The sequence below is a fragment of the [Zimmermannella] faecalis ATCC 13722 genome (genome assembly GCF_000381765.1).
In the GTDB taxonomy this organism is placed as follows: Bacteria; Actinomycetota; Actinomycetes; order Actinomycetales; family Microbacteriaceae; genus Gulosibacter; species Gulosibacter faecalis.
Window position 1 is genome coordinate 142398 of record NZ_KB907077.1, and the last position, 25832, is coordinate 168229.

The following is a 25832-nucleotide window of genomic DNA, read 5'->3' on the forward strand; positions in this document are numbered from 1 at the left end:
ACCGACAACGAAGTCTGGAGAAGAATAGAACGATGCCTCGATCGACGCTCGCGCAACAGCTGTTTCGGGTAAAGCCCGTTCCCGCCGAACCCGAAACCAGCACGGGGCTCTTACCGCGCAGCATCGGGCTGCTGCAGCTCACGTTCATGGGCGTCGGCGCGACGGTCGGCACCGGCATCTTCTTCATTCTCTCGGAGGTCGTGCCGATCGCCGGCCCGGCCGCGATCTGGTCGTTCGTCATTGCGGGCGCCGTCGCCGGACTCTCGGCGCTCTGCTACGCCGAGCTCTCGAGCAGCGTGCCGGTCGCGGGCTCGTCGTACAGCTACGCGTACTCGACCCTCGGCGAGCTGCCCGCGATGGGCGTCGCCGCCTGCCTGCTGCTCGAATACGGGGTCTCGGCCGCCGCCGTCGCGGTCGGCTGGTCGCAGTACGTGAACCAGCTGCTCATGAACCTCTTCGGGTTCGAGCTGCCGCAGGCCATCGCCGCCGCGCCCGATGAGGGCGGCGTCGTCAACCTGCCCGCCGTGATCCTCGTCGCGATGTGTATGTTCCTGCTCATTCGCGGCACCTCGGAGTCGGCGATCGCGAACACGATCATGGTCGCGCTGAAGCTCGCCGTGCTCGGGTTCTTCGCCGCGATCGCGATCACCGGCTGGAGCATCGACAACTTCGCCGAGTTCGCGCCGTTCGGGTTCTCGGGCGTCATGACCGGCGCCGGCATCGTCTTCTTCTCGTACGTCGGCCTCGACGCGGTGTCGACCACGGGCGAAGAGGCGAAGAACCCCCGCCGCAACCTTCCGATCGCGATCATCGCCGCGCTCGTCATCGTCACCGCCGTCTACCTCATGGTCGTCATCACCGCCCTCGGCGCGCAGCCAGCGGCCGAGTTCGCCGATCAGTCGGCCGGCCTCGCGGTGATCCTCGAACAGATCGTCGGCGCCTCGTGGCCCGGCACTGTGCTCGCGGTCGGCGCCGTCATCTCGATCTTCTCGGTGACGCTCGTCGTGCTCTACGGCCAGACGCGCATCCTCTACGCGATGTCGCGTGACGGCATGGCCCCGCGCATCTTCGGGCGCGTGAACAAGCGCACCGGCACCCCGATCGCCAACACCGTCATCGTCGGCGTCGCCGTCGCGCTGCTCGCCGGCGTGATTCCCATCAACTTCCTCGCCGAGATGACGAGCATCGGCACGCTCATGGCGTTCCTCGTCGTCGCAATCGCGGTCATGGTGCTGCGCCGCCGCGAGCCCGGCCTCGACCGCAAGCTCCGTCTGCCGCTGCATCCGCTCGTGCCGGTGCTCACCGTCATCGGCTGCGTCTGGATCATCAAAGACCTGCGGCCCATCACGATCCTCATGTTCGCGCTGTGGACCGCCGTCGTGCTCGTTTGGTACTTCGTCGCAGGGCGCAAGCAGTCGGTGCTCGGCAAGCAGATCGACACCGGGCTCATCGTGCTCGTCGGCCCGGGCAAGTATCGCGACGGCGACGCCGCCCGCGCCGAAGCGGCCGCGGAGACGCGGGTATGACGGCGGAGCAGCACCTGACGGGGGAGCGGCCCCTCGGCTCGGTGTCGGCGGCCCTCGCGACCGTCTTCCCCGAGTCCTCGACCGTGACGGCCGACGGCACGCTCGCGATCGGCGGGGTGCCCGCGACCGAACTCGCCGACCGCTTCGGCACGCCCCTGTACGCGTACGACGAGGCTGGCATTCGCCGCCAGCTGCGGCGCTACCTCGACGGGTTCGCCGCGCGCCGACCGGGCTCGAAGGTGCTGTTCGCGTCGAAGTCGTTCCCCGCCGTCGCGATGTACCGTCTCGCGGCCGAAGAGGGCGCGATGATCGACGTCGCCGGCGGCGGCGAGCTCGAGTTCGCGCTGCGCGCCGGGGTGGATCCCGCGCACATCTACTACCACGGCAACGCGAAGACGACGGCCGAGCTCGCGCGGGCGATCGAGGTCGGCGTCGGCACGATCATCGTCGACAACGAGGATGAGCTCGACCGGCTCGAGCGGCTGCTGACCGCGCCCCAGCAGCTCCTGTTGCGCATCCGCCCCGGCATCGAGGCGGCGACGCACGCCTCGCAGGCGACCGGCGGCGACGACTCGAAGTTCGGCCTGCCGCTCGCGCAGGCACACCGCGCGATCGAGCGGATGCGCGCGCATCCGCTCATGGACCTCCGCGGCGTGCACGTGCACATCGGCTCGCAGATTCTCGACGTGGCGCAGTTCGGCGAGGCGGTCGAGCGGGTCGCGCAGCTCGGCGAGTTTGAGGTGTACGACCTCGGCGGCGGGCTCGGGGTCGCCTACACGCCGGCCGACCGCGCGCCCGAAATCGACGACTACCTCGACACCCTCATCGAGGCGGCGAACGCGCACCTGCCGCGGTCGGCGACGCTGCTCATCGAGCCGGGGCGGTCGGTGGTCGCCCGCGCCGGCGTGACGCTCTACCGCGTCGTGAGCGTGAAACACACCGGGCGCACGTTCGTCGCGGTCGACGGCGGGCTCGCCGACGAGCTCGACGCGGCCCTCGCCGACCAGGTGTTCACCCCGGTGGTCGCGAATCGAATGCGCGACGACGCGAGCCTCGAGGCCCAGCTGGTCGGGCGGCAGTGCGAGTCGGGGGATCTGCTCGTCGACCGTGCCCAGCTCGCGCCGGCACGGGTCGACGATGTGATCGCGCTCGCGGCGACCGGCGCGTACGGCTACACGTTCGCGAACAACTACAACGGCGCGCGCAAGCCCGCGGTCGTGTTCGTGCGCGACGGCGTGGCCCGCGAGGTCGTACGCCGCGAGACCTACGACGACATGCTCGCGACCCAGGTGGGGTAGGGGCCCGTCAGCCTGCGGAGTGCGGCGCGAAGCCGAGGTGGGTCGAGATGCGCTCGGCCGACTCGGCGACGTAGGTGCCGAGCTGCTGCAGCCGCGACACCATGCGGGTGCGCGGGCCGCTCACGTTGAGGGCCGCGATGACGTGGCCCGTGAAGTCGCGGATCGGCGCCGACGCCGCGACTACGCCCGACTCGAGCTCCTCGTCAGACAGCGCGAAGCCCTGCTGGCGAATCGTCGCGATCTGCGAAAGCAGGCTCTCGAGGTCGCGCACGAGCACGCGGTCGTGCTTCGGCTCGTCGAGAATCGGGTAGAGGGCGCGCGGGTCGTCGTCGAGCACGGGCTTGTCGGTGCCGTGTTCGGCGTACCAGCGGGTGATGGATGCGGTGTCCCAGTCGCTGAGCAGCACGCGGCCCGAGGGGGTGCGCCAGGCCGAGGTCGTGACGCCCTCCCAGCCGTTCGTGCGGATCTGGTGCGGGCTGAGCTCACTCGCGATCGTGAGCACGTTGCCGCCGCGGAGCACGCAGAGGTGGCTCGTCTCGCCGGTCGCGAGGGCAATCTGGCGCAGGGCGGGGCGCATGCGCTGCGAGAGCGCGGTTTCGACCGAGCGGCTCGCCATCGCGAATAGCTGCGGCCCGAGCGCGTAGGTGCGTGACTCGTCGTTGCGCTCGACGAAGCCGAAGTCGGCGAGCGTCGCGAGCGCGCGCGAGATGGCGCCCTTGTCGCGGCCCGTCGACTGTGCGATTGCGGTGACGCTGAGGCCGGTCTCGTCGCGCGCCTCGGGCGACGAGAGCAGCTCGAGAATTTCGAGGTCGCGGGCGAGCCCGGAGCTGTTGCGGCGCCCGCCGGTGGATGTGCTTGCCATGGCGACATCCAAACATGGTGTTGCCATAGTTACAACGCTCGTTGTTGATATGAACCCCTGCTGCTAATTTTTGAGACATCAGCATTCGTGCGCCGGCGCACACTCTCAACGACGAGAACGGGGTGCTCTATGAGCGGATTTACCTTCGAGAAGTTGCTCAACTTTCTCGAGTCACGGTGGGCAGACATCCTGCTGCTCATCGGTGAGCACTTCGCGGTGACGCTGCTGTCGGTCGGCATCGCGTTCATCGTCGGCATGACGATCGGGATTCTCGTGTGGCAGCAGCCGTTCTGGCGCGAACTGTCGATCTCGACCTCGGCCATTCTCATGACCGTGCCGTCACTTGCGGTGCTCGCGCTGCTGAGCCCCGTGCTCGGCCTTGGCTGGGGCCCGACGATCGTCGCGCTCGTGATCTACGCGCTCCTCCCGATCATCCGGAACACGGCGGTTGGCCTCCGCGAGGTGCCACCCGCAATTCTCGAGTCGGCCCGCGGCGTGGGTATGAGCGGGCCGCGCACGCTCCTCACCGTGCAGCTTCCGCTCGCGTGGCCCGTCATTCTCACGGGCGCCCGCGTCGCGACCCAGCTCGCCGTCGGCATCGCGGCAATCGCGGCGTACGTCGCCGGCCCCGGGCTCGGTCAGTACATCTTCCGCGGCCTCTCGACGCTCGGCTCGGCGCACGCGCTGAACTACGCCCTCGTCGGCACCGTCGCCACGATCATCGTCGCGCTCATTCTCGATGGCGCGTTCACCATCCTCATTCGATTCACCACTTCGAAGGGCCTCAAATGACCTCCACCTCGAATGCGGCCGTGCTCGACCGCCTCGCGTCTTCGGAAGGCGCCATCGACATCGAACTCGACCAGGTTACGAAGGTGTACCCGGGCCAGGAGTCGGCGGCCGTCAACGAGTTCTCGATGCACGTGAACCCCGGCGAACTCGTCGTGTTCGTCGGCCCGAGTGGCTGCGGCAAGACGACCACGATGAAGATGATCAACCGCATCATCGAGCCGACCTCGGGCTCGATCAAGGTTGGCGGCCACGACGTGCTCTCGCTCAACCCGAACGAGCTGCGGCGCCACATCGGCTACGTGATTCAGCAGATCGGCCTGTTCCCACACATGACGATCGCCGAGAACATCGGCATCGTGCCGAAGCTGCTCGGCTGGTCGAAGTCGAAGATCGCCGACCGGGTCGAGGAGTTGCTCGCGACCGTCGAGCTCGACCCGGGCACGTTCGCCGGCCGCTACCCGCGCCAGCTCTCGGGCGGCCAGCAGCAGCGCATCGGCGTCGCCCGGGCGCTCGCGGCCGACCCACCCATCATGCTCATGGACGAGCCGTTCGGCGCGACCGACCCGATCACCCGCGAGCGGCTGCAGTCGGAGTTCCTCGACATTCAGGCGAGCATCGGTAAGACGATCATCTTCGTGACGCACGACTTCGAGGAGGCGATTCGCCTCGGCGACCGCATCGCGGTGCTCGGCCAGCGCAGCAAGATCGAGCAGTTCGATACGCCCGCCGAGATCCTCGCCCGGCCCGCGAACGAGTACGTCTCGTCGTTCATCGGCCACGGCGCCGCCCTCAAACGGCTCGCGCTCATCCCGCTCTCACGCGTTCGGCTCGCGCCGGCGCGCCCCGAGGCGGCGGCGACGGTGGATGCGCAACTCACCCTGCGCGACGCCCTCGACACGCTCGTGGTCACCGGCTCGCCGGCCGTCAACGTGACCCGAGACGGCGCGACGATCGGCTCGATCGACTTCGCCGCCGTGTCGACCGAACTCCGCGGCACGACCCAGTCGCCGGGCGGTGAGTGACGTGTCGACCACCGTGGAAAGCCCGACGACGGCACTCCTGCTGTCGCAGTCGAAGCCGCCAGCGCGCCGGGGCCGAGTGTTCAAGAAGCTCATCCCGCTGATCGTGATCGCCGTCGGGCTGCTCGCGCTCTGGCTGTGGATCTCGTCGCTCGAGCTCGACTCGATCGAGCAGCGCACCCTCAATGCGAGCTACATCGCCGCCCGTATTCGGGAGCACCTCGTGCTCGCGATCGCCGCATCGGTGCTCGTCGCCGTGCTCGCGATTCCTGCCGGCATTCTCGTGAGCCGCACGCGCTCGAAGATCGTGCGGGGCATCATCATCGGCATTGCGAACATCGGCCAGGCCACCCCGGCCGTCGGCCTCGTGATTCTGCTCGCGATCTGGTGGCAGACGGGCTTCGTCACGGCCCTTATCGCCCTCGTCGCCTACTCGTTCCTGCCAGTGCTGCGAAACACGATGACCGGCCTCGAGCAGGTCGACCCGAACATCAAGGAGGCGGCGCGGGGCATGGGTATGCGCCCGGCGCAGGTGCTCTTCAAAGTCGAGCTCCCGCTCGCGGTGCCGGTGATTCTCGCGGGCCTGCGCACCGCCCTCGTCTTCGCGGTCGGGGTCGCGACCGTCGCGACCTTCATCAACGCGGGCGGGCTCGGCGACATGATCGTCAACGGCCTCAAGCTCCAGCGCTTCCCCGTGCTGCTCACCGGCGCGGTGCTCGTCGCCGCGATCGCCATCCTCATCGACTGGGTCGCCGGCCTTGTCGAAGACTTCGTCACCCCCGGCGACGCATCGCTGCGCCGCTAACCATCCTTATCCCTCACCCTCACTCACACCCGCCGCCCGTCGGCCGTTGAAAGGACCCCTCATGACCTCGTTCATCAAACCCCACCGCCTCGCCCGCATCGCCGCGGTTGGCGCGGTCGCCCTGCTCGCCCTCACCGCCTGCTCGAGCGGTGGCGGCTCGACCGAACCCGCGAGCGACGAGCTCGCCGGCCTCACCGGCGAGGTCGGCTCGAAGGACTTCGCCGAGCAGTACATCCTCGCCCACATGACGACCGAGCTGCTCAACCACCACGGCGCCGACCTCACCGCGAACACCGACCTCGTCGGCTCGACCAACGTGCGCCAGGCACTCGAGAACGGGCAGTTCATCGGCTACTGGGAGTACACCGGCACCTCGTGGATCACCTACCTCGGCAACACCGAGCCGGTGAAGGGTACCGAGGAGCAGTTCGAGGCGGTTAAGGAGGCCGACGCCGAGAACGGCATCGCCTGGCTCGACCCCGCCGACTTCAACAACACGTACGCCTTCGCGATTCGCGCCGATAAGGCCGAGGAGCTCGGCGTGACGTCGCTCAGCGACATCGCGTCGCTGCCCGAGGAGGAACAGACCTTCTGTATCGAGAGCGAGTTCTCGACCCGAGATGACGGCTGGCCCGGCCTCTCGGAGGCGTACGGCATCGACGTGCCCGAGAGCAACGTCGTGATGCTCGACACCGGCGTCATCTACACCGCGACCGCCGACGGCGCCGACTGCAACTTCGGCGAGGTGTTCCAGACCGACGGCCGCATCCCCGCGCTCGACCTCGTCGTGCTCGAGGACGACCAGGAGTTCTTCCCCGCGTACCAGGGCGCGTTTACGATGCAGCAGTCGATTCTCGACGAGTATCCCGAGGTCGCCGACGTGCTCGCCGAACTCACCCCGCTGCTCACGACCGAGGTCATGCAGGAGCTGAACCAGCGCGTTGACGTCGACGGCGAAGAGCCCCGCGACGTCGCGGTCGAGTTCCTCACCGAGAACGGGCTCCTCTAATGCCGGCGATGCAGCTCGGCGAATCGTTCATCGGCGAGGGGGCGAACGCCGCCCACATCAACACCGTCTTCGGCGACCGCGAGGGCCCGGTCGGTACCGCCTGGGCGAGCGCCCTCGCGTCGCCGAGCGCCGGCCACGTGCCGTTCGTTGCGGTGCTGCGCCCCTCGCTGCCGGTCAAGCCGCTCACGCTGTTTGTGACGAAGGCGGCGCCCGCCGACGACGCGCACGGCGACCTCATCTGGGGCCCGGCGCAGGCCGGTGTCGCGGCCGGCGTCGCCGACGCCGTCGCCGAGGGCGTGATCGCCGCCGACGAGGTCGACCGCACCGCCATCATCGCCGCGGTGTGGGTGAACCCCGCCGCGACCGACGCCGACGCCGTCTACCACCACAATCGCGAGGCGACCCGCACGGCCCTGCGCAATGGCGCATCCGGCCTGCCCGCACTCGACGACGTGCTCGACGCCCGCTCGGCGCCAGCCAATCCCTTCTACACCGCGCCAACGAAGGCCGAGGAACCTGAATGACCACAACACACCTGCCGGTGATCGGCTTTATCGGTCTCGGCAACATGGGGTCGGGCATGACCCGAAACATCCTGCGCGCGGGCTTCCCGCTCATCGTGACGGATGCGCGGCCCGAGGCCGCAGAGGAGCTCGTCGCCCGCGGCGCGCGGTGGGCCGACGACCCGAGCACGCTCGCGGCCGAGAGCGACATCGTCATCACGATGCTGCCGACGCCGAAGATTGTCGACTCGGTCGCCCGTGGCCCGAACGGGATCCTCGCCGGGATTCGCGACGGCGGTACCTGGATCGACATGTCGACGTCGGTGCCCGAGGTCGTCGCGACGATCCGCGCCGAGCACGCCGATCGCGGGCTCACGCTCATCGACGCGCCCGTGAGCGGCATGTCGATCGGCGCCGCGAACGGCACGCTGCAGATCTTCGTCGGCGCCGAGCACGACGAGTACCTGCGGGTGCGCCCCGTGCTCGAGGCGATGGGCGACCCCGAGCGCATCTTCCTCGTCGGCGCGGCTGGCGCCGGGTACGCCGTGAAGCTGCTCATCAACCAGCTCTGGTTCTCGCACCTCGTCGCAACGTCGGAGGTGCTCGCGATCGGCGCGGCGGCCGGCGTCGACCTCGGGGTGCTGCGCAGCGCGCTCATCGCGAGCCCCGCGCGCAGCAACTTCCTCGAGCAAGACGTGCTGTCGATCCTCAACCACGGCGACTACGACGAGGGCTTCGCGATCGCGCTCGCGTGCAAAGACCTCGGGCTCTCGATCGACCTCGCGCGCTCGGTCGGGGTGCCGGTCGAGCTGTCGGGGCTCGTCGAGCAGGTGTACCGCCGGGCGCTTGCGCAGTACGGGCCGACTGCTGGGGAGATGACCCCGTTCAAGCTCTACGAAGACCTGCTGCGGCAGAACCTTCGGCTCGAACAGCCCGAGCCGATCGGTCCGCACCTCGTGGCGGCGCCCGTGCCCGCGATGGCCGAGGGCGAGGTCGAGCATGTCTGACGGCGACCTCGGCGACTTCACCCTCGACGCCTTCTCGCTCGCCGGTAAGACCGCGCTCGTCACGGGCGGGAACACGGGGCTCGGCCAGGGCTTCACGGTCGCGCTCGCGAACGCCGGGGCGAACGTCTACGCCCCCTCGGTGATCGACGACGGCGGCGAAACCGCGGCGCTCGTGCGCCCCGGCGGCGGCACCGTGACCTGCGCGCCCGCGAACCTCACCGAGCCCGGCGTACCCGAGCGGGTCATCGCCGACTGCATCGCAACGTTCGGGGCGATCGACATCCTCGTGAACTCGGCCGGCATCGTGCGCCTCGGCGGGGTCACCGAGTTCGGTCGAGCCGAGTGGGACCCGATGGTCGCCGTCAACCTCACCGCGGCGTTCGAGCTCAGCCACTTCGCGGCGCGCGCCATGATTCCGCGGCGCAGCGGGAAGATCATCAACATCGCCTCGCTGTTCGCGTTTCTCGGTGGCCTCGACTCGCCCGCCTACGCCGCGACGAAGCACGGCATCGCGGGCCTCACGAAGGCGTACGCCGACGAACTCGGCCGCTATGGCATTCAGGTGAACGCCCTCGCGCCCGGCTACTTCGCGACGGCCATCACGGCCGTGACGCGCAGCCGCCCGGGCGAGAACCAGCGCATCCTCGACCGCATCCCGGCTGGTCGCTGGGGCGAGGTCGCCGACCTCATGGGGCCGCTCGTGTTCCTCGCGAGCCGAGCCTCCGACTACGTCAACGGCCACACCCTCACCGTCGACGGCGGCTACCTCGTGCGCTGACGCGCTGCGACCCCGCATCCAATTCCACTCGACAACCAGCTCGACCCGAAGAAGGAGACCAGCCATGGTGGCGTCTCGCGCAACCCTGTCCGAATCCGAGATCGTGCAACACCTCACCGACCTGCTCGGCGCCGATCAGCTCGACACCGACCCCGACGAGCTCCGCGCCGCGAGCGTCGATCGGTTCAAGAAGTACTCCGCCGCCCACGGCATCTTCGACGGCCCGTTCCCCGCCGCGATCGCCTACGTTCGCTCGGTCGACGACGTCGAGCGCGTGCTCGCCTTCGCCCGCGAGCACCGCATCAACATCGTGCCCCGCACCGGGCGCACCGCGACCGAGGGCGGCCTCGAGACCGTCGTCGAGGGCTCGATCGTGCTCGACGGCTCGCGCATGAACGAGATTCTTGACATCAACGAGACCGACATGACCGCGACCGTGCAGTGCGGCGTGCCGCTCGAGCGGCTCGAGGCCGTGCTGCGTGAGCGCGGCCTCACGACGGGGCACTCGCCGCAGTCGAAGCCGCTCGCGCAGTACGGCGGCCTCGTCGCGACCCGGTCGATCGGGCAGTTCTCGACGCTCTACGGCGGCATCGAAGACATGGTGCTCGGCGTCGAGGCCGTGTTCCCCGACGTCGGCACGGTGCGCATCAAGTCGGTGCCGCGTCGCGCCGCGGGCCCCGATATTCGCCACATCATCATCGGTAACGAGGGCGCGCTCGGTTTCATCACCGAGGTGACGATCAAGGTGTTCAAGTACCAGCCCGAGCACAACCGGTTCGTCGGCTACCTCGTTGACTCGCTCCCGGCCGGTGTCGAGGGGCTGCGCAAGGTCATCGTCGACGGGTACCGGCCGTCGGTCGCCCGCGTGTACTCCGAGGGCGACGCCTCGCAGCACTTCTCGCACTTCGCCGAGGGCAAGGCCGTCGTCGTCTTCGTCGCCGAGGGGCCCGCCGGTATCGCCGACGCCACCGAGGCCGGCATCCGCGCGATCTTCGACGACATCCCGCACACTCCCGTCGACCCAGCGCTCATCGAGGCGTGGTTCGCGAACCTCAACTGGGGGCAAGACAAGATCGACGCTGAGATCGAGCACATGCTCGCCGAGCACGAGCTCGGCTACACGACCGAGGTCTCGGTGAACTGGAGCCGCGTCGGCGACCTGTTCGAGTCGGTCATGCGGCGCATCCGCACCGAGTTCCCGCGCGCCGCCGACCTCACGCTGCTCGGCGCCCACTCGTCGCACTCGTACCAGAGCGGCACGAACCTCTACTTCGTCTACGACTATCGCATCGAGGTCGAGCCGCGCGACGAGATTCGCGAGTACCACATCCCACTCAACGCGATCATCGTCGAGGAGGCGCTGCGGCACGGCGGCTCGATGGTGCACCACCACGGCATCGGCAAGTACCGCACGCCGTGGACGCTCGAGGAGCACGGCAGCGCGTATCCGCTGCTCGAGCTGCTCAAGCGTGGGCTCGACTCCGAGGGCATCATGAACTTCGGCACGATCTACCCGGAGCAGGCGTGACGTCAGCGCCCGCGGGCCCGCTCATCGTCGGCATCGACTGCGGCTCGCAGTCGGCGAAGGTGACGGTGTTCGGGCCCGACGGCGAAGTTGCGGCACAGGGGCGCCACGCGCTCGCGCCGTACGTCGCCGGCCGCGAGGGCGAATGGATGCACCCCGACGACGACGTGTGGGAGTCGGTCGCGCACGCCGCCCGGGCGGCGATGGCGCAGCTCGACCGGCCCGAACGGGTGGTCGCGGTGGGCCTGTGTGGCATCCGTTTTTGCCGCGCGGTGCTGCGGCGCGACGGGCGCCTCGCGCGGCCGATGATGAGCTGGATGGACGCCCGGGTCGGGCGACCGCACCGGGCTGAGTCGGCCGACGAGGCGTTCGTGACGACCTGCTCCGGGTACCTCACCCACCGCCTGACGGGCGCGACGGTGGATACGGCGGGCAACTACCTCGGCGCCTGGCCGGTCGACCTCGCGACGGGTACCTGGGGCGGCGACGCCGAGCTGCGCGCGTTCGGCGTGACGCGGCAACAGCTGTTCGACCTCGTGCCGCCGGGCGCCGCGCTCGGCGAGATCACCGATGCGGCGGCGCGGGCGACCGGCCTCAGGGTCGGCATCCCCGTGTTCGCGACCTCGAACGACAAAGCGGTCGAGGCGCTCGGCGCGGGGCTCGCCTCGCCCTCGAGCGCCGTGCTCTCGCTCGGCACGTATATCGCCGGGATGATGGTGACCGACGAGTTCGTCGCCGACGGCGACACCCACTGGACCAACGCGGCGGCCGAGCCCGACCGGTTCCTCGTGGAGTCCGAGGGGATTCGGCGGGGCATGTGGACGGTCAGCTGGGTGCGCGACCTCGTCGGTGTCGACGAGGCGGCCCTCACGCGGCTCGCGGCCGAGGTGCCGCCCGGCGCCGACGGCGTCGTCGCGGTGCTCGACTGGCTTGCCCCCGACGCACACCCCGAGTGGCGCGGCGCGCTGCTCGGGTTCGATGGGTCGCAGGGGAGGGGCGCCATCTTTCGCGCCGTGCTCGAGTCGATCGCGTTCACGATGTACCGCACGCTCACCGCGATGGCGGCCGACCTCGGTCGGTCGATCGACGAGGTGATCGTGAGCGGCGGCGGCGCCCGCAACGAGGTGCTGCTCGGCGTGCTCCAGGCGCTGTTTCGGGCCCCCGTGCGGGTGCCGACCTGCCCCGACGCCGCGGGGCTCGGGGCCGCGATCTGTGCCGCGGTCGGCAGCGGCGTGCATCCCGACTTCGCGGCGGCGCAGCGCGCCATGGTGCGGTTGGCGACGGTCGAGACGGCCGATGCCGACGCCGAACTCTACGCGGAGCTCGCCCGCAGCCACGCCCGAGTGATTGCCGGTGTGCGCTCGCTCGACGTCACCGAGTATCAGCGGATCGGTGCCGCGCGGCGTACTCGCCCGGCGTGACGCCGAAGTACGCCTTGAAGGCCCGGCGAAACGCGCTCACGTCGAGGTAGCCGACCCGGTGGGCGACCGCGTCGATGCCCTTCGGCGCCCGCAGCAGCATTGCCGCGGCCTCCATGCGGGTCTGGGTGCGCCACTGCCGGAACGTGCGGCCCGTGTCGGCGATGAAGGCGCGCTCGACCGTGCGCGACGACGCGTGGTGCGCCGCCGCGAGCTCGTCGAGGGTGCGGTCGTCGCCGGGGTTGAACCGCAACGCCTCGGCGACGCCGAGCGCGGGTCCTGCGCTCGGGAGCGGCAGCGCGGCCTCGCTCACCGGGTGCCGCTCGATGCGCGCGAGCACCTGCCGCTCGAGGTTCACGGAAACCCGCGTTCATGACCGCACACCCCGCCCGAGAACTGCTCGCCGCGCTCGGCTCAGTCGCGACGCTCGTCGCGCTCGCGGGATGCGCCTCGGCCGCGCCCGCGACCGGCGAGACCGACGCCGCGAGCGCCCTGCTCCCGGCGGGCGAGGGGACGACGTCGTACCCGCTCACGCTCGAGACGCCGTTCGGCGACACCGAGCTCGAGGCGCGCCCCGAGCGCATCGCGATCGTCACCGATGCGACGGTCGACACCGACGCCCTCTTTGCGCTCGGCGGCACGCCCGTGTTCGCGCCCTCGACGGTCGACCGCAACCCGTGGCTCGACGACGAGCAGATCGCGTCGATCGACACCCTCTGGGAGTCGAGTGCCGGAGCCGACATTTCGGCGGAGGAGGTTGCGGCGTTGGAGCCCGACCTCATCGTGAACCTCGCCGCGAACACGACGTTCGACCAGGGCCGGTTCGACCAGCTCAGCGCGATTGCGCCCGTGCTCTACGCCGAAACGGGCGAGCTCACGTGGCAGGAGATCACGACGACCCTCGCCGACACGATCGACCTCGGCGAGGCGGGCGCGCAGGCGGTCGCCGAGACCGAAGCGGTGATTCAGGAGGCCGCCGAGGCGCACCCCGAGTTCGAGGGGAAGACCGCGGCCCACGTCGTCGTCTACGACGAGGAGTGGGGCGCCGCCTACGACAGCACGCCGGGGTCAGACACCGCGACGCTCTTCGAAATGCTCAGCTTCACGCTGCCCGAGGCGGCCGAACAGTTCGCGAGCGATGACGTCGTGAGCGACGAGCTCATCGGCGAGATTGACGCCGACTTCCTGCTCGTGAGCATCTTCGACGAGCCCTCGAGCGAGTTCTTCACGACCTCGCAGCTCTACCAGCAAGTGCCGGCGGTGGCCGACGGCCGCGTCGTCATCAACGACGTCGTCGACGAAGACGAGACGAACAGCTTCGCGTGGGGGCTCACGCAGCAGAGCGTGCTCGGCCTGCCGTGGCTCATCGACACCCTCGCCGAGTACGGCAGCGAGGCGCTGAGCTGACCTCGCCCGCGACGACCGAGCCGAACACCGCGGAGGCGGCGGGAACTCCCGCCTCCGCGGTTTCGCGTGCGCGCCGTCGCGCGCTCGGCGTCGTCGTGTTCGTCGTGCTCCTCGCCGTAATGATTGCGGCGAGCGTCGCGTTCGGGGTGAAAGACCTGCCGCTCGCGGAGGTGTGGCGCGGCCTGCTCGCGCACGACACGACCGAGGCGTCGGTGATCGTCTGGGATTCGCGGATTCCCCGCACCGTCGTCGGCCTCATCACGGGCGCGAGCTTCGGCGTCGCCGATGACGCTCGTGCTCGCGGGCGTCGCCATCGCGGCCGTGCTGAACGGCATCTCGAGCTTTCTCACGCTCATTGATGAGGACACGTTCCGCGTCGTGCGCAGCTGGGGCTCGGCTCGCTCGCGCGCATCGACCTCGCCGACACCGCGGCGGTCGCGCCGCTGCTGTTTGCGGGCCTCGCGATCGCGGTTGTGCTCGGGTCGGCCCTGAATCAGCTCGCGCTCGGCGACGACCTCGCCCGGGCGCTCGGCACCCGTGTCGCGCGCACGCGGGCCGCCGGCATCATCGCGGTGACGCTGCTCGCCGGCGGCGCGACCGCGCTCACGGGCGGCATTGCGTTCATCGGGCTCGTCGTGCCGCACGCCGTGCGCTGGTTCGTCGGGCCCGATCAGCGCTGGATCATCGCGTTCTCGATGCTCGCGTCGCCCGTGCTCCTGCTCGCGGCGGATGTGCTCGGTCGCGTCATCGCGCCCGGCGAGATCGAGGCGGGCATCGTCATCGCCGTGATCGGCGCCCCGGTGCTTATCGCGCTTGTGCGCCGTCGGAACGTGAGTGCGCTGTGACCCGGGAGTTGGTCGCGACCCCGCGGGTTATCACCACCCGCACCCGCTGGTGGTCGGCGCGCATCCGGGTGCGCTGGCTCGCCGTGACGGCCGCCCTGTTCGGCCTCGCGCCGGTGCTCGCGACGGCCTCGCTCGCACTTGGGAGTTACGGGCTCACGCTGCCCGACGTCGCCGCCGTGCTCGCGGGCGGAGGCGAGCGCTTTCACCGCATCATCGTGCTCGACTGGCGGCTTCCCTTCGCCCTCGCCGGCGTCGTGTTCGGGGCGCTGCTCGGCATGAGCGGCGCGGTGTTCCAGTCGATCACCCGCAACCCGCTCGGCTCGCCCGACGTCATCGGCTTCGACACGGGCGCGTACACCGCGGTCGTCGTCACGATGCTCTGCTTCGGGGCGGGCGGCTACTGGGTGCTCGCGTTCGCTGCGACCGCGGGCGGGCTCGGTACCGCGCTCGTCGTGTACCTGCTCGCGCGTCGGCACGGGTTGCAGGGGTTCCGGCTCATCATCGTCGGCATCGCCGTGTCGGCCCTGCTCGGCTCGGGGAACGCCTACCTCGTCACGCGCGCCGACATCGCCGACGCGATGACGGTCGGGTTCTGGGCCGCAGGCTCGCTCAGCCGCGTGACCTGGGGCGCGCTCATCCCGACCCTCATCTTCGCCGCCGCCATCGCCGTCGCTGCGGCGGCGCTCGCGCCCCGTCTGCGGCAACTCGAGCTCGGCGACGAGTTCGCTGCGACACTCGGTGTCAACCCTGGCCGGGCCCGCCTCTCGCTCATCGTCGTCGGCGTCGCCTGCAGCGCGATCGTCACCGCCGCGGCCGGCCCCATCAGCTTCGTTGCGCTCGCCGCGCCGCAGCTCGCGCTGCGCCTCACCCGCTCTCCGGGCGTCAGCCTCCTCGGCGCCGCCGGCATGGGCGCGGCGCTGCTCGCCGCCGCCCACGTCGCGTCCCTCATCGTCGAGCAGCTGTTCGCGCCCGTCCCGGTCGGGCTCATCACCGTCTCGATCGGCGGTGCCTACCTCGCGTGGCTGCTCGCCCGCGAACACCGACGCCTCACCGCGGCCTGAGCCGCGCATCCGCCCCGCCCAGCCCCGCACCTTCGCCCCGGCCCATTCGCCCCGACCCAGGAGTTCCCCATGTCGCATCGCCTTCGCCCGCTCGACGTCTACCCGATCACGACGCGAAGGCTTGAGGTGCTCCGCGTCGCCGACGTCACACCGGGGATGCGCCGGGTCACGCTCGGCGGGCCGGGCCTCGACGCGCACATTGCGCCGAACGGCTACGCCGTCGCCGAGTTCCGCTCGCAAGGCTTCGACGACGAGTTCAAGCTGATCCTGCAGCACCCCGACGGCCCCGAACTCGTCGCGCCGACGCAGAACGACGGCATGCTCGACTGGCCCCGCGGCGACGAGCACCTGCTCACGCGCACGTACACGGTGCGGCGGTGGGACCCTGCGTCCCGCGAGGTCGACGTTGATTTCGTGCGCCACGGCACGGGGCCCGCGACGAGCTGGGCCGAGCGCGTGCAGGCCGGCGAGACCGTGCAGATCGCGGGGCCGAAGTCGTCGGCGCCGAACCCGCTCGACGTCGACTGGATACTCGTGGCCGGCGACGAGACGGCGCTCCCCGCGATCGCGCGCTGGCTCGAGTCCTGGCCCGAGGGCGTGCCCGGGCAGGTGTTCATTGAGGTCGCCGAGCGGTCGCATCGGCAGCAGGTTGCGCAGCCCGAGGGCGTCGAGATCACCTGGCTCAGCCGCGACGGCGCGCCCGCGGGGCACTCGACCCTGCTCGCTGACGCGCTTCGCGGCGCCGAGTGGCTTGACGGGACTCCGTACGCCTGGGTCGCGGGAGAGGCGCTCACGCTCGCGCCGATTCGCCGCTGGCTGCGCCGCGACAAGGAGCTGACGAAAGACCACGTCGAGGTGACCGGCTACTGGCGCCGGCAGGAGCTCGAGGCGGGCGACGACGCCGCGGTCGAGACGGTCGGCGACGACGAGCGGTTCCACGAGCTCACCGAGCTCGCGCCGGGGTTCGCGCTGCGCGTCGCCGCGACGATCGGGCTCGGCGCCGCGTTCGACGGTTCGGCGCAGACGATCGACGAACTCGCCCGGCGCACCGGTGCGAATCCCGAGGGGCTGCGGCGCCTACTCGGGTACCTCGAACCGCTCGGCGTTGTTGCGATGGATGGGGAGGCCGTGCGGCTCACCGACCTCGGCGGCTCGCTCGATGACGACGGCCTGGCCGAGCGGCTCAGCCTCGAGGGCTATGACGCGCAGCGCGAGCTCGCCGGGTTGCTCGCGCTGCTCGAGAGCGTGCGTACGGGCGTGGGAGAGTCGGAACGGTGCGGCGCCGACTCGTGGGCCGCCCGAGTCGATGCCGACCCCGAGCTGCTGCGGCAGCGTCGCGAGGCCGAGGCCGACGAGGCTCGGTGGGTCGCCGACGCGCTCGCGGCCGCGATTCCGGCTCGCGGTGAGCTCGTGGTCTCCGGCCGCGGCGCCGACACCTACGCCGCGGCGATCGCGAAGGTAGCACCCTCGGCCAGCGTGCGGGTCGTCGAGCGGTTGGCCGACCTCGACGAACCGGTCGACGGCATCGTGCTCGCGAGCGCGCTCGACGACCTCGGCGACACGTCCGCCGCGCACCTGCTTCGGGTCGCGCGCGCGAGCATCCGCCCGGGCGGTCGGCTGTACGTCTACACCGAGGGTGTCGCCGCGTCGCTCGTCGGTGAGCACGAGGCCGAGGATGCGCTCGTCGACTTCGCGCTCTCGGGCAGCGGCACGCGCACGCTCGAGCATCACGGCGAACTGTTCGAGCGCGCCGAACTGCCGGCGCCCGAGCGCGTCACGGTCGGTTGGGGCGACTCGCTGTTCGTCTTCGATGTCAGCTGAGGCGGCGGGGTGCGGCCGTCGAAGCTCGGGGAATGAGCGTCGGCATGATGCGCTCAACATAACCATCAGCGGGCTCATCACCGCTGAGCAGCAGGTCGATCGCCGCGCCCGCAATCTGGTCGAACGGAGTGTGCACCGACGTGAGTGGAACGGGGAGCCGTGACGCGAGCGGGATGTCGTTGTACCCGACAATCGAGATGTCGGAACCTGGCGTGAGGCCGCGTTCGTGCGCCGCGCGGAGCGCACCGATCGCGAGGTTATCGTTCGCGGCGAAGATCGCGCTCGGCGCGACCGTATCGATGAGGTCGGCGCCTGCGCGGTACCCCTCCTCGAGGCTGTAGCTGCCGCTCCGGATTTGCGATTCGGGCAGGTCGAGTCCGGCCTCGGTGAACGCGCGGCGAGCCCCCGCGACGCGATCAACGGCGCTCGACGCGAAGGATGGGCCCATGATCATGGCGATTTCGCGGTGGCCGAGATCGAGCAGGTGCCGCACCGCGAGATAGCCACCGGTCTCGTCGTCGCCGAGCACTGAGGGGCTCGTGCGGTCGGAGCGGAGCGCGAGCACGTGCGGCACCTGCCGCTCCCGCAGCGAGGTGGTGAGGACGTCATCGAGTCGTGCCGTCGCGAGCACGAGGCCATCGACATTGCGGTCGAGCAGGGTCTCGGTGGCTCGCTGCTCGTCTGCCTGGTCATCACCGCAGGTTGCGACGACGGCGAAGTACCCCTTCGCCTTCGCCGCCCGCTCGAGCGACTCGAACAGCATCGCCATAACGACATCGGTGAGGCGGGGGACCAGTACGCCGATGGTTCCCGTCGCGCCGCGACGCAGGCCGGAGGCGTAGGCGTTCCGCCGGTAGCCGAGCGAGGCGGCGAGCTCGCGGATGCGCTCGGCCGTCGCGCCTTTCGAGCCCGGGAGGCGGTCGTCGAGGGCCCGACTCACGGTCGAGACGCTGACCCCGGCGGCGGCGGCGACATCGCGGAGCGTGACGACCTGACCGGTCGGATGCGACATGTTTCGCCTCCTTTGGTTCGAACCTGCCTCGGAAAGTCGAGCATAGCGCGACGTTTTTTCGCCGCCGCATTGACATGCGCGAGCGGCTCTGTCATTCTTGCAATCGTTCCTGCAAACGTTTGCAAACCTCGATTCGCGACCGACTGCCGGAACCATCGCGACCCACCATCGACCACTCAACGAAGAGCAAAAGGAGACACCATGTCGCTCGACCTTCGCGGCCTCAACCCCGCACCCGTGACCCCCTTCACCGAAGACGGTGAAGTCGACTACGACGCAATTCAGCGCCTCGGCTCGTGGCTCGGTTCAATCGACGGCGTCAAGAGCCTCACCGTGCTCGGCCACGCCGGTGAGGGCACCTTCCTCACCGAAGCCGAACAGCTCGACGTCATCCGCGCGTTCGTTGCCTCCACCGACGGTCGCATCCCGGTCATCGCCGGCATCACCAAGGAGGGCAACAAGACCGCCGCGCTTGAGGCGAAGGATGCGGTCGCGGCGGGCGCTTCGGCCGGCCTCGTCTACCCCTCGCACGGCTGGCTCCGTTTCGGCTACCAGGACGGCGCGCCGCAGACCCGCTACCGCGACATCTACGAGGAGAGCGGCCTCCCGCTGATCCTCTTCCAGTACCCCGACAACACCAAGGCGAGCTACAACCTTGAAACGCAGCTCGACATTGCCGGGCAGGAGGGCGTGTTCGCGACGAAGAACGGTGTGCGCAACATGCGCCGCTGGTACACCGAGATTCCCGCCCTGCGCGCCGCGCATCCCGACCTGCAGATTCTCTCGTGCCACGACGAGTACCTGCTACCCACGATGTTCGACGTCGACGGCCTGCTCGTCGGCTACGGCAACATCGCTCCCGAGGCACTCGTCGAACTCATTGAGGCGGGCAAGGCGCACGACTACGACCGCGCGCACGCGATCCACGAGCGCCTGCTGCCGGTGACACAGAACGTTTACCACCGTGGCTCGCACATGGAGGGCACCGTCGCACTGAAGTGGGGCCTCGTGCACCGCGGCATCCTTTCGCACGCGACCGTGCGCACACCGCTGCTGCCGCTCGCCGAGGGCGCGGACGCGGAGATCGCGGCTGCATTCGACGCGGCGGGAATCGGTCAGGTTGCCTACGCATAGCGCCTGCTGAATCACCGGATGCGGGGAGTTGGCGACCGCTCCCCGCATCCGACACACTGGGAGCGAGCTCCCGCAAGCTCGGTCGCCACCCCACTTATTTGCGTCAATGGCGACGCGTCGGCAATGACGCCGATGCAGAAATGAGGATGCTGACATGGCGAACTCGAAACAATCTTTGCGGCGAACGCAGACTCCGGGAACGGGGTACGGGCGCATGAGCACGCAGGCGGTCGACACGATGATTCACACCGAACACCAGCGCCGCGGCGTGTGGCGCACGCTCGCACTCATGGGGCCCGCGTTCGTCGCTGGTGCCTGGCAATTCGGGCCCGGAAACCTTACGACGGCGGTGCAAGCTGGCAGCGCGTATCAGTACACGCTGATCTGGGTGATCGCGGTGTCGACCATCCTGATGATTTTTATCACCGACATGTCGGTGCGACTCGGCATCAAATCGCCGGTCTCGCTCATCTCGTCGATCAAGGATCACCTCGGCGGCGTGGTCGGCGTCCTTGCGGGTGTCGGCGTGTTTCTCATCTGCCTGTGCTTCTCGGTCGGCAACGCCGTCGGGTCGGGGCTCGGACTCTCGATGCTCGTGCCGAACACCTCACCGGTGATGTGGACCGTGATCGTGAGCGTGCTCGTGGCCGCGCTGCTCATGTTGCGGTCGGTCTACAAGGTCATCGAACGCGTCTTGATCGGCATCGTCGCGCTCATGGCCGTCTGCTTCGTCGTCAGTGCCTTCGTCGCAAATCCCGATTGGGCCGCGGCGGGGGCTGGGCTCCTGCCGAACGCGCCCGACGGATCGTGGCTGCTCATCGTCGCCCTCGTCGGCACGAACCTGTCGATTAATGCGGCGTTCTTCACCGCGTATGGCACCAAGGAACGCAGCCGCACCGAGGCCGACTACCGCGACATCACGCTCGTCGACACGATCCCTGGCATCGTTGCGCCCGGAATCATGACGGCGCTCGTCATCATCGTGGCATCGTCGGTGCTCGGCCAGACGGGTGAGGGGGCCGACTCGATCGCGGGTCTCGCGAAGGTGTTCGAGCCGCTCGCCGGCCCCATCGGTGGGTTCGTCTTCGCCCTCGGCTTCTTCGGCGCCGCGTTCTCGTCGATGATCACCAACGCGATGGCTGGCGGCACGCTGCTCTCCGACGCGTTCGGCCGCGGCGCAAGCGCAAGTACCTCCGTCGCCCGCATTGCGGCCGGCGTGATTCTCGCCTGGGGTGTCGGGATCACGCTCGTCTTCCAGAGCTCGCCGGTGCAGCTCATCGTGATCGCGCAGGCCCTCACGGTGTTCATCGCGCCGATTCTCGCGATCATCATCGTGATCATGGCGAACCGCCGGAGCCTCATGCACGAGATGACGAACACCTGGTGGCAGAACCTGTTCGGGGTGCTCGGCATCGCCGCGGTGCTGGCGCTGTCGATTCGGCTCGCCGTTTCGCTCTGGGGCTAGCGGGCCCCGGCCCGCCGCATCAACTCATCGAGACGAGAATCTTCACCTCGCTGCGGTCGTCGAGGAGCTTCTCGTAGCCCTCGGCCACGATGTCGTCGGCCTTGATCCGGCTCGTAATGAAGGGCGCAACGTTCACGAGCCCCTCGTTCACGAGCCGGATCGCCTCGGCGTGGTCGTTCGCGTAGCCGACCGCTGAGCCGATCACGCGGTCTTGCATCGTGAGCTTGCCCGTGATGTCGAGCTCGACCGGCTTCGTGTGAATCGCGATGACCTCGAGGCGTCCGCCCGCGCCGAGGGTGTCGAGCAGCTGCGCGACGACCGGCGCGACACCCGCAGCATCGAACGCGTACGCCGCCATCGCGCCGTGGGTCTCGTGGCGCACCACCTCGAGAAGGTCCTCGTTCGCGGGATCGACCACGACGTCGGCGACGCCGGTCTCGCGCGCGAGCGACCGGCGCACCTCCGACATTTCGCTCACGATCGTCTTCAGTCCATAGGCGCGCAGCACGGCCGCGGCGAGCAGACCGATCGGGCCCGCCCCGCCGACCACCGCGACGTTGCCCGCATCCTTCTCACCGACACCCGCGTGCCGCACGGCGTGCACCGTGACCGCGAGCGGCTCAATGAGGGCCGCGTGGTCGAGCGGCATGTCACCGACGGGGTGCACCCAGCGCTCCTCCACGACGATGTACTCGGCGAGCCCGCCGCCGCGACCCGAGATGCCGATGAAGCCCATCTGCTCGCAGAGGTTGTACTTGCCGGCCTTGCAGGCGGTGCAGGTGCCGTCGACCATGAGCGGCTCGACCGCCACGTGGTCGCCCACCTGCAACCCCTCGACACCCTCGCCGAGCTCCTCGACGACCCCCGAGAACTCGTGGCCGAAGACGACGGGCAGGGTCTCGCCTGAGAGCGGATGCGGTTCGGTCGTGCTCGGCGCGGGCGGAATCGGCCCGTCGTGGTACAGGTGCAGGTCGCTGCCGCAGATGCCATTAAAGGCGAGGGCGATCTTCACCGTGCCGGGGCGAACCTCTGGCGTTTCGACCTCTTCGATGCGGACGTCTTCCTTGCCGTAATAGCGAACTGCGCGCATGACTCCTCCTTCGTCGGTGCCGGGCGATGCCGGTCACTGCCCACCCTAGGAAGGCGGTCTGAGCGACGGGTGTGGGAGATCGTAGTTTGGGTCAGGCGCGGCTCGCGGCGCCCTGATGCGCGCGACGGTACACGCTCGGGCTCACCCCAAACGCGGTCTTGAACGTGCGGCTGAAGTGTGCCGCGTCAATGAACCCCCACTGCTGGGCGATGTTCAGGATGCTCAACGAACGCTGCGCGGGGTCGAGGAGCGCCTGGCGGCATCGTTCGAGTCGACGTGACCGAATGAAATCCGACACCGTGGTGCCCTCTTCACTAAAGAGGTGCTGCAGGTAGCGCGTCGAAAGAAAGTGCGCGGCGGCAACCGATTCGCTGCTGAGGTCGGGGTCGCCGAGGTGTGCCTCGATGTACTCGCGGAACTTCGCCATGTCCGCGCGGTAGCCGTCGGGCTGGTCACCGGTGTGTGCGGCAAGCTCGGTCGACAGCAGCGTGGAGATGAGTGCGAGGGCGCTGTGCATCACCCGCACGCCGCTGTGATCCGTGAGCATCGAGAGGTTTTCGGCGATGTGTTGCATGAACGGGCTGATGACCTTGCCGATGCCCTCATCACCGCGCAGCCGGAGCGCCGTCGCGCCGTCGAGGAGACGCGTCGAGATGCCGATGAGGCGCGTGGGAAACACGAGCACGAACGTGCGCATCGGCCCGGAGTACTCGAGGGAGTACGGGCGACCGGTGTCATACACAGTGACGTCACCCGGCATGAGATGCGAGCGATTTGCGCCCTGCGTGACGTCACACTCGCCCTCGATCAGCAGCGACAGCTTGAGCAGGTGCGGGTCGTCGGGGCCGGTGTCCGACTCGAGTCGGTGAACGCTGTGCCGATCCGCCTCCATGTACGTCGCGCACATGTCCTCGATCCAGATTCGCTCGAGCAGCCCCTCGAACTCCGTGACGTCGGTGCGCAGGTGCAGCTGAATGAACTGCTTGCTCACGACCTGCTTCCACTGCGCAAACGAGTGCACGGCCGCTCGCTGACGAATCGCGCCGCCAGGCACGGCCGGCGGCGTGAACTCGTTCACGACCGCGTCAACCGGGTGGCGGTGGGATTCGGCTCTCGTGGTTTCGAGAGACGGGGAAGGGCTCGTCATCGGTGTCTCCTGATGCGTCGATGAATCAAAGGACGACCCTGCCAGGCTACTACCGGCCGGTCACCGCCGTGCGCGTCTGGCCAACCGGGAGTGCGGCACGGGTCAACTCGGTGCCGCATGGATTCGCAATACTCGAAACACACCGGAAACGCGACGAGCGTCGAAGAAGACGTGAGCGGTCGGATCGTTCGCCGGTGCGCGGGTGCACTGTCGCAGCCGCGTCGCAGACCAAGGAAGGTGGCGAACCACAATGCAACGGTTGATCGTCGCACTGAGCCGGGGGATGGGGGTGATCGCCGCCCTCAGCCTCGTCGTGCTGATGTTCGCCATCACTCTCGACGTCGTCGTGCGCTATCTGACGAAGGCGAGTGTGCCTGGCATGCTCGAGATCGCGGAATCGTGCCTCGTCATCTCGATCTTTTTCGGGCTGCCCCTCGCCGCGGTTCGAGGCGAGCACGTCGCGGTCTCGCTCGTGACCGACCGCCTTGGCGCGGCAGCGGCTCGTGCCTGCGCGCTGTTCGCGTGGGCAGTCACCTCGCTCTTTCTCGCTTGGATGAGCTGGGCCTCGATTGTTCGAGCGCTCGACGCGACGCAACGAGGCGAGGAGCGATTCGGCCTCATCCGCTGGCCGATCTGGCCGATGCGGTGGGTGATTGTCGTCGGGCTGGTGGTGTTTTTCACGGTCGCGCTGCTCAATGTCATTCGCGTCATCGCCGGTCGTGAGACCCTCGGCGCGCAAGATGACGTCGAGCTCGCCCGCGAGCAGCTGAACGCGGTACTCGAAGACACGGTGTTGGACGACGCAGTGCTGAATGACACCGACTCGACATCGGATGCGCAGCCCACCGCCACATCCCGGAACCCACGAAGCGAGGTTCGCGCATGATCTCCATCGCCGTCATCGTCACGCTCGTCGTGCTGCTGCTGCTTCTCGCGGTGAAGGCACCCGTCGCAGTCTCGCTCGGAGTCTCGGGCGCCGTCGGACTCCTCCTTCTGCACGGTTTCGGGTACACCACCAACGTGCTTGGCTCGACGCCGTTCTCGGACACAGCGAGCTTTAGCCTCACGATCATCCCGATGTTCATCCTGATGGGGATGTTCGCCGTACGCGCGAACCTTGCCGAGCAGGTATTCGCGATCGCGAGCCGGGTCGCTCGCAACGCGCCCGGTGGGCTCGGCGTCGCCACCGTGATGGCCTGCGCAGGATTCTCGGCCGTGTCGGGCTCGAGCATTGGTACCGCCGCGACCATGTCGAAACTCGCGGTCGGCGAGATGCGTCGGCACGGGTATCCCGCGCACTTCGCCTCCGCACTTGTCGCGGTCGCAGGCACCCTCGGTGTCATGATTCCGCCGAGCACGTTCCTCGTGCTCTACGCGATCCTCACGCAGCAGTCGGTGGGGCAGATGCTCGCTGCCGGTATCATTCCCGGCTTGCTGTCGGCAATCGCCTACACGATCTACATCATGCTCATGGGCAAGCGGCTCGTTACGGCCGACGTGAGTCTCGAGGCGGTCGCCACGGCGGCGCACCACGACGCCAAGGCCGCACGCGAGCCTCGCCACGCAACCGCGCTCGCCGAGAAGCCGGAGCCGCAAGCCCCGGCAACTCCCTGGCGCAAACTGCCCTGGCGTGGCGCGGTGCGCGTCGTGATCCTCTTCGCAATCGTGCTCGGCGGGATGTACTCGGGGCTATTCACCTCGACCGAATCGGCGGCAATTGGCGCTCTCGCAGCGCTCGTCATCCTCATTCTTGAGAACCGACGCAAGGGCGGAAAACACATCTGGGGTGCGCTCAAGGGCGCGCTGCAGGACACGGGCTCGACGACCGCGATGGTGTTCATGATCATCGTCGGATCGGGAATCCTCTCGACGTTCTTCATTGCGGCGAGGGTGCCCGACACGATTACCGCGGCGGTAACGGGGCTGCAACTCCCCGCCATGCTCACCATGGCACTGCTGCTGTTCTGCCTCATCCCGCTCGGCATGGTGCTCGAATCGCTGTCGATTCTCGTGATTACGGTGCCGATTCTGTTCCCGATCGCGACCGAGCTCGGGTTCGACGGCATCTGGCTCGGGATTCTCATCGTGAAGCTCATCGAGATCGGCATGGTGACGCCGCCGGTCGGAATCAACGTGTTCGTCGTCGCCGGAACCTCCGGCGTGCCGAGCGAGACCGTCTTTCGCGGAATCACGCCGCTCTTCTTCATCGACCTTGGTGTGGTCGTGCTGCTGTTCCTCGTGCCGCAGATCACCCTCTTCCTTCCCGGGCTCGTTGCGAGCAGCGCGGGCTAGCGCGACCTCGAGCCGA

Annotated in this window: 25 protein-coding genes; 20 read left to right on the top strand and 5 right to left on the bottom strand. The window is 69.0% G+C overall.

Going from position 1 to position 25832, the window contains the following annotated elements:
- The first annotated feature begins 32 nt into the window (after window positions 1-32).
- Window positions 33-1526, top strand: a complete 1494-nt coding sequence (locus G328_RS0106555; protein WP_019618546.1) for an APC family permease — start codon at window positions 33-35, stop codon at window positions 1524-1526.
- The gene (gene lysA / locus G328_RS0106560) at window positions 1523-2824 is read left to right on the top strand and encodes a diaminopimelate decarboxylase (RefSeq protein ID WP_019618547.1); all 1302 of its coding nucleotides are present in this window, start codon (window positions 1523-1525) and stop codon (window positions 2822-2824) included. The genes G328_RS0106555 and lysA overlap by 4 nt, the downstream gene beginning before the upstream one ends.
- Window positions 2825-2831: 7 nt before the next feature.
- On the opposite strand, the gene G328_RS0106565 is transcribed toward lysA, so the two are convergent.
- Window positions 2832-3686 carry an IclR family transcriptional regulator gene (locus G328_RS0106565; RefSeq protein ID WP_019618548.1) on the bottom strand — a complete coding sequence of 285 codons (855 nt, stop codon included), beginning with the start codon at window positions 3684-3686 and terminating at the stop codon, window positions 2832-2834.
- Between the two features lie 129 nt (window positions 3687-3815).
- Between G328_RS0106565 and G328_RS0106570 the strand changes: the two genes are divergently transcribed.
- From G328_RS0106570 to G328_RS14530, 9 genes are all read left to right on the top strand, one after another.
- Complete coding sequence (locus G328_RS0106570; protein WP_019618549.1) at window positions 3816-4478, top strand: ABC transporter permease; 663 nt, start codon at window positions 3816-3818, stop codon at window positions 4476-4478.
- On the top strand, window positions 4475-5500 hold the full coding sequence (locus G328_RS0106575; protein ID WP_019618550.1) for an ABC transporter ATP-binding protein: 1026 nt from the start codon (window positions 4475-4477) through the stop codon (window positions 5498-5500). The genes G328_RS0106570 and G328_RS0106575 overlap by 4 nt, the downstream gene beginning before the upstream one ends.
- A 1-nt stretch (window position 5501) precedes the next feature.
- Window positions 5502-6302: an ABC transporter permease gene (locus tag G328_RS0106580; protein WP_026339702.1), complete on the top strand. Its 801-nt coding sequence runs from the start codon at window positions 5502-5504 to the stop codon at window positions 6300-6302.
- Window positions 6303-6363: 61 nt separating this feature from the next.
- Entirely contained in the window at window positions 6364-7311 is a 948-nt protein-coding gene (locus G328_RS0106585) for a glycine betaine ABC transporter substrate-binding protein (protein ID WP_019618552.1), read from the top strand.
- 8 nt (window positions 7312-7319) lie between these two features.
- Window positions 7320-7835, top strand: coding sequence for a formaldehyde-activating enzyme (fae, locus tag G328_RS0106590; protein WP_235619852.1), 516 nt, complete (start codon window positions 7320-7322; stop codon window positions 7833-7835).
- Window positions 7832-8821, top strand: a complete 990-nt coding sequence (locus G328_RS0106595) for an NAD(P)-dependent oxidoreductase (RefSeq protein WP_019618554.1) — start codon at window positions 7832-7834, stop codon at window positions 8819-8821. Before fae ends, G328_RS0106595 begins: the two co-directional genes overlap by 4 nt.
- Window positions 8814-9599 (top strand): SDR family oxidoreductase, encoded by a 786-nt coding sequence (locus G328_RS0106600; protein WP_019618555.1) that lies wholly within the window; start codon window positions 8814-8816, stop codon window positions 9597-9599. Before G328_RS0106595 ends, G328_RS0106600 begins: the two co-directional genes overlap by 8 nt.
- A gap of 64 nt (window positions 9600-9663) precedes the next feature.
- Entirely contained in the window at window positions 9664-11127 is a 1464-nt protein-coding gene (locus G328_RS0106605) for an FAD-binding oxidoreductase (RefSeq protein WP_019618556.1), read from the top strand.
- Entirely contained in the window at window positions 11124-12545 is a 1422-nt protein-coding gene (locus G328_RS14530) for an FGGY-family carbohydrate kinase (protein WP_019618557.1), read from the top strand. The genes G328_RS0106605 and G328_RS14530 overlap by 4 nt, the downstream gene beginning before the upstream one ends.
- Here G328_RS14530 and G328_RS14535 read toward each other — a convergent pair.
- Window positions 12496-12900 carry a helix-turn-helix transcriptional regulator gene (locus G328_RS14535; protein WP_019618558.1) on the bottom strand — a complete coding sequence of 135 codons (405 nt, stop codon included), beginning with the start codon at window positions 12898-12900 and terminating at the stop codon, window positions 12496-12498. The two genes, G328_RS14530 and G328_RS14535, sit on opposite strands and share 50 nt — an antisense overlap.
- 14 nt (window positions 12901-12914) lie before the next feature.
- Here G328_RS14535 and G328_RS0106620 point away from each other — a divergent pair, with 14 nt between their 5' ends.
- The 5 genes from G328_RS0106620 (at window position 12915) to G328_RS0106635 (ending at window position 17676) form a co-directional block, all read left to right on the top strand.
- Window positions 12915-13949: an ABC transporter substrate-binding protein gene (locus G328_RS0106620; protein WP_019618559.1), complete on the top strand. Its 1035-nt coding sequence runs from the start codon at window positions 12915-12917 to the stop codon at window positions 13947-13949.
- Window positions 13901-14308 (top strand): iron chelate uptake ABC transporter family permease subunit, encoded by a 408-nt coding sequence (locus tag G328_RS16735; protein ID WP_235619853.1) that lies wholly within the window; start codon window positions 13901-13903, stop codon window positions 14306-14308. Before G328_RS0106620 ends, G328_RS16735 begins: the two co-directional genes overlap by 49 nt.
- Before the next feature lie 87 nt (window positions 14309-14395).
- On the top strand, window positions 14396-14794 hold the full coding sequence (locus tag G328_RS16170; RefSeq protein ID WP_390295652.1) for a FecCD family ABC transporter permease: 399 nt from the start codon (window positions 14396-14398) through the stop codon (window positions 14792-14794).
- Window positions 14791-15855 carry a FecCD family ABC transporter permease gene (locus G328_RS0106630; protein WP_051082866.1) on the top strand — a complete coding sequence of 355 codons (1065 nt, stop codon included), beginning with the start codon at window positions 14791-14793 and terminating at the stop codon, window positions 15853-15855. The genes G328_RS16170 and G328_RS0106630 overlap by 4 nt, the downstream gene beginning before the upstream one ends.
- Window positions 15856-15924: 69 nt before the next feature.
- Complete coding sequence (locus G328_RS0106635; RefSeq protein ID WP_019618561.1) at window positions 15925-17676, top strand: siderophore-interacting protein; 1752 nt, start codon at window positions 15925-15927, stop codon at window positions 17674-17676.
- Here the strand turns inward: G328_RS0106635 and G328_RS0106640 are convergent.
- Window positions 17669-18688: a LacI family DNA-binding transcriptional regulator gene (locus tag G328_RS0106640; RefSeq protein ID WP_019618562.1), complete on the bottom strand. Its 1020-nt coding sequence runs from the start codon at window positions 18686-18688 to the stop codon at window positions 17669-17671. The two genes, G328_RS0106635 and G328_RS0106640, sit on opposite strands and share 8 nt — an antisense overlap.
- A gap of 201 nt (window positions 18689-18889) precedes the next feature.
- Between G328_RS0106640 and G328_RS0106645 the strand changes: the two genes are divergently transcribed.
- Both G328_RS0106645 and G328_RS0106650 read left to right on the top strand, forming a co-directional pair.
- Window positions 18890-19822: a dihydrodipicolinate synthase family protein gene (locus G328_RS0106645; RefSeq protein ID WP_019618563.1), complete on the top strand. Its 933-nt coding sequence runs from the start codon at window positions 18890-18892 to the stop codon at window positions 19820-19822.
- A gap of 214 nt (window positions 19823-20036) precedes the next feature.
- A complete protein-coding gene (locus G328_RS0106650; RefSeq protein WP_019618564.1) occupies window positions 20037-21287 on the top strand; it encodes an Nramp family divalent metal transporter in 1251 nt (416 codons plus the stop codon).
- Window positions 21288-21306: 19 nt separating this feature from the next.
- Here the strand turns inward: G328_RS0106650 and G328_RS0106655 are convergent, their stop codons facing one another.
- Entirely contained in the window at window positions 21307-22377 is a 1071-nt protein-coding gene (locus tag G328_RS0106655) for a 2,3-butanediol dehydrogenase (RefSeq protein ID WP_019618565.1), read from the bottom strand.
- A 91-nt stretch (window positions 22378-22468) separates the two neighbouring features.
- Complete coding sequence (locus tag G328_RS0106660) at window positions 22469-23524, bottom strand: helix-turn-helix domain-containing protein (protein ID WP_083919573.1); 1056 nt, start codon at window positions 23522-23524, stop codon at window positions 22469-22471.
- 250 nt (window positions 23525-23774) lie between these two features.
- Between G328_RS0106660 and G328_RS0106665 the strand changes: the two genes are divergently transcribed.
- The gene (locus G328_RS0106665) at window positions 23775-24410 is read left to right on the top strand and encodes a TRAP transporter small permease (RefSeq protein ID WP_110463800.1); all 636 of its coding nucleotides are present in this window, start codon (window positions 23775-23777) and stop codon (window positions 24408-24410) included.
- On the top strand, window positions 24407-25816 hold the full coding sequence (locus G328_RS0106670; protein ID WP_019618568.1) for a TRAP transporter large permease: 1410 nt from the start codon (window positions 24407-24409) through the stop codon (window positions 25814-25816). The genes G328_RS0106665 and G328_RS0106670 overlap by 4 nt, the downstream gene beginning before the upstream one ends.
- Window positions 25817-25832: the final 16 nt, after the last annotated feature.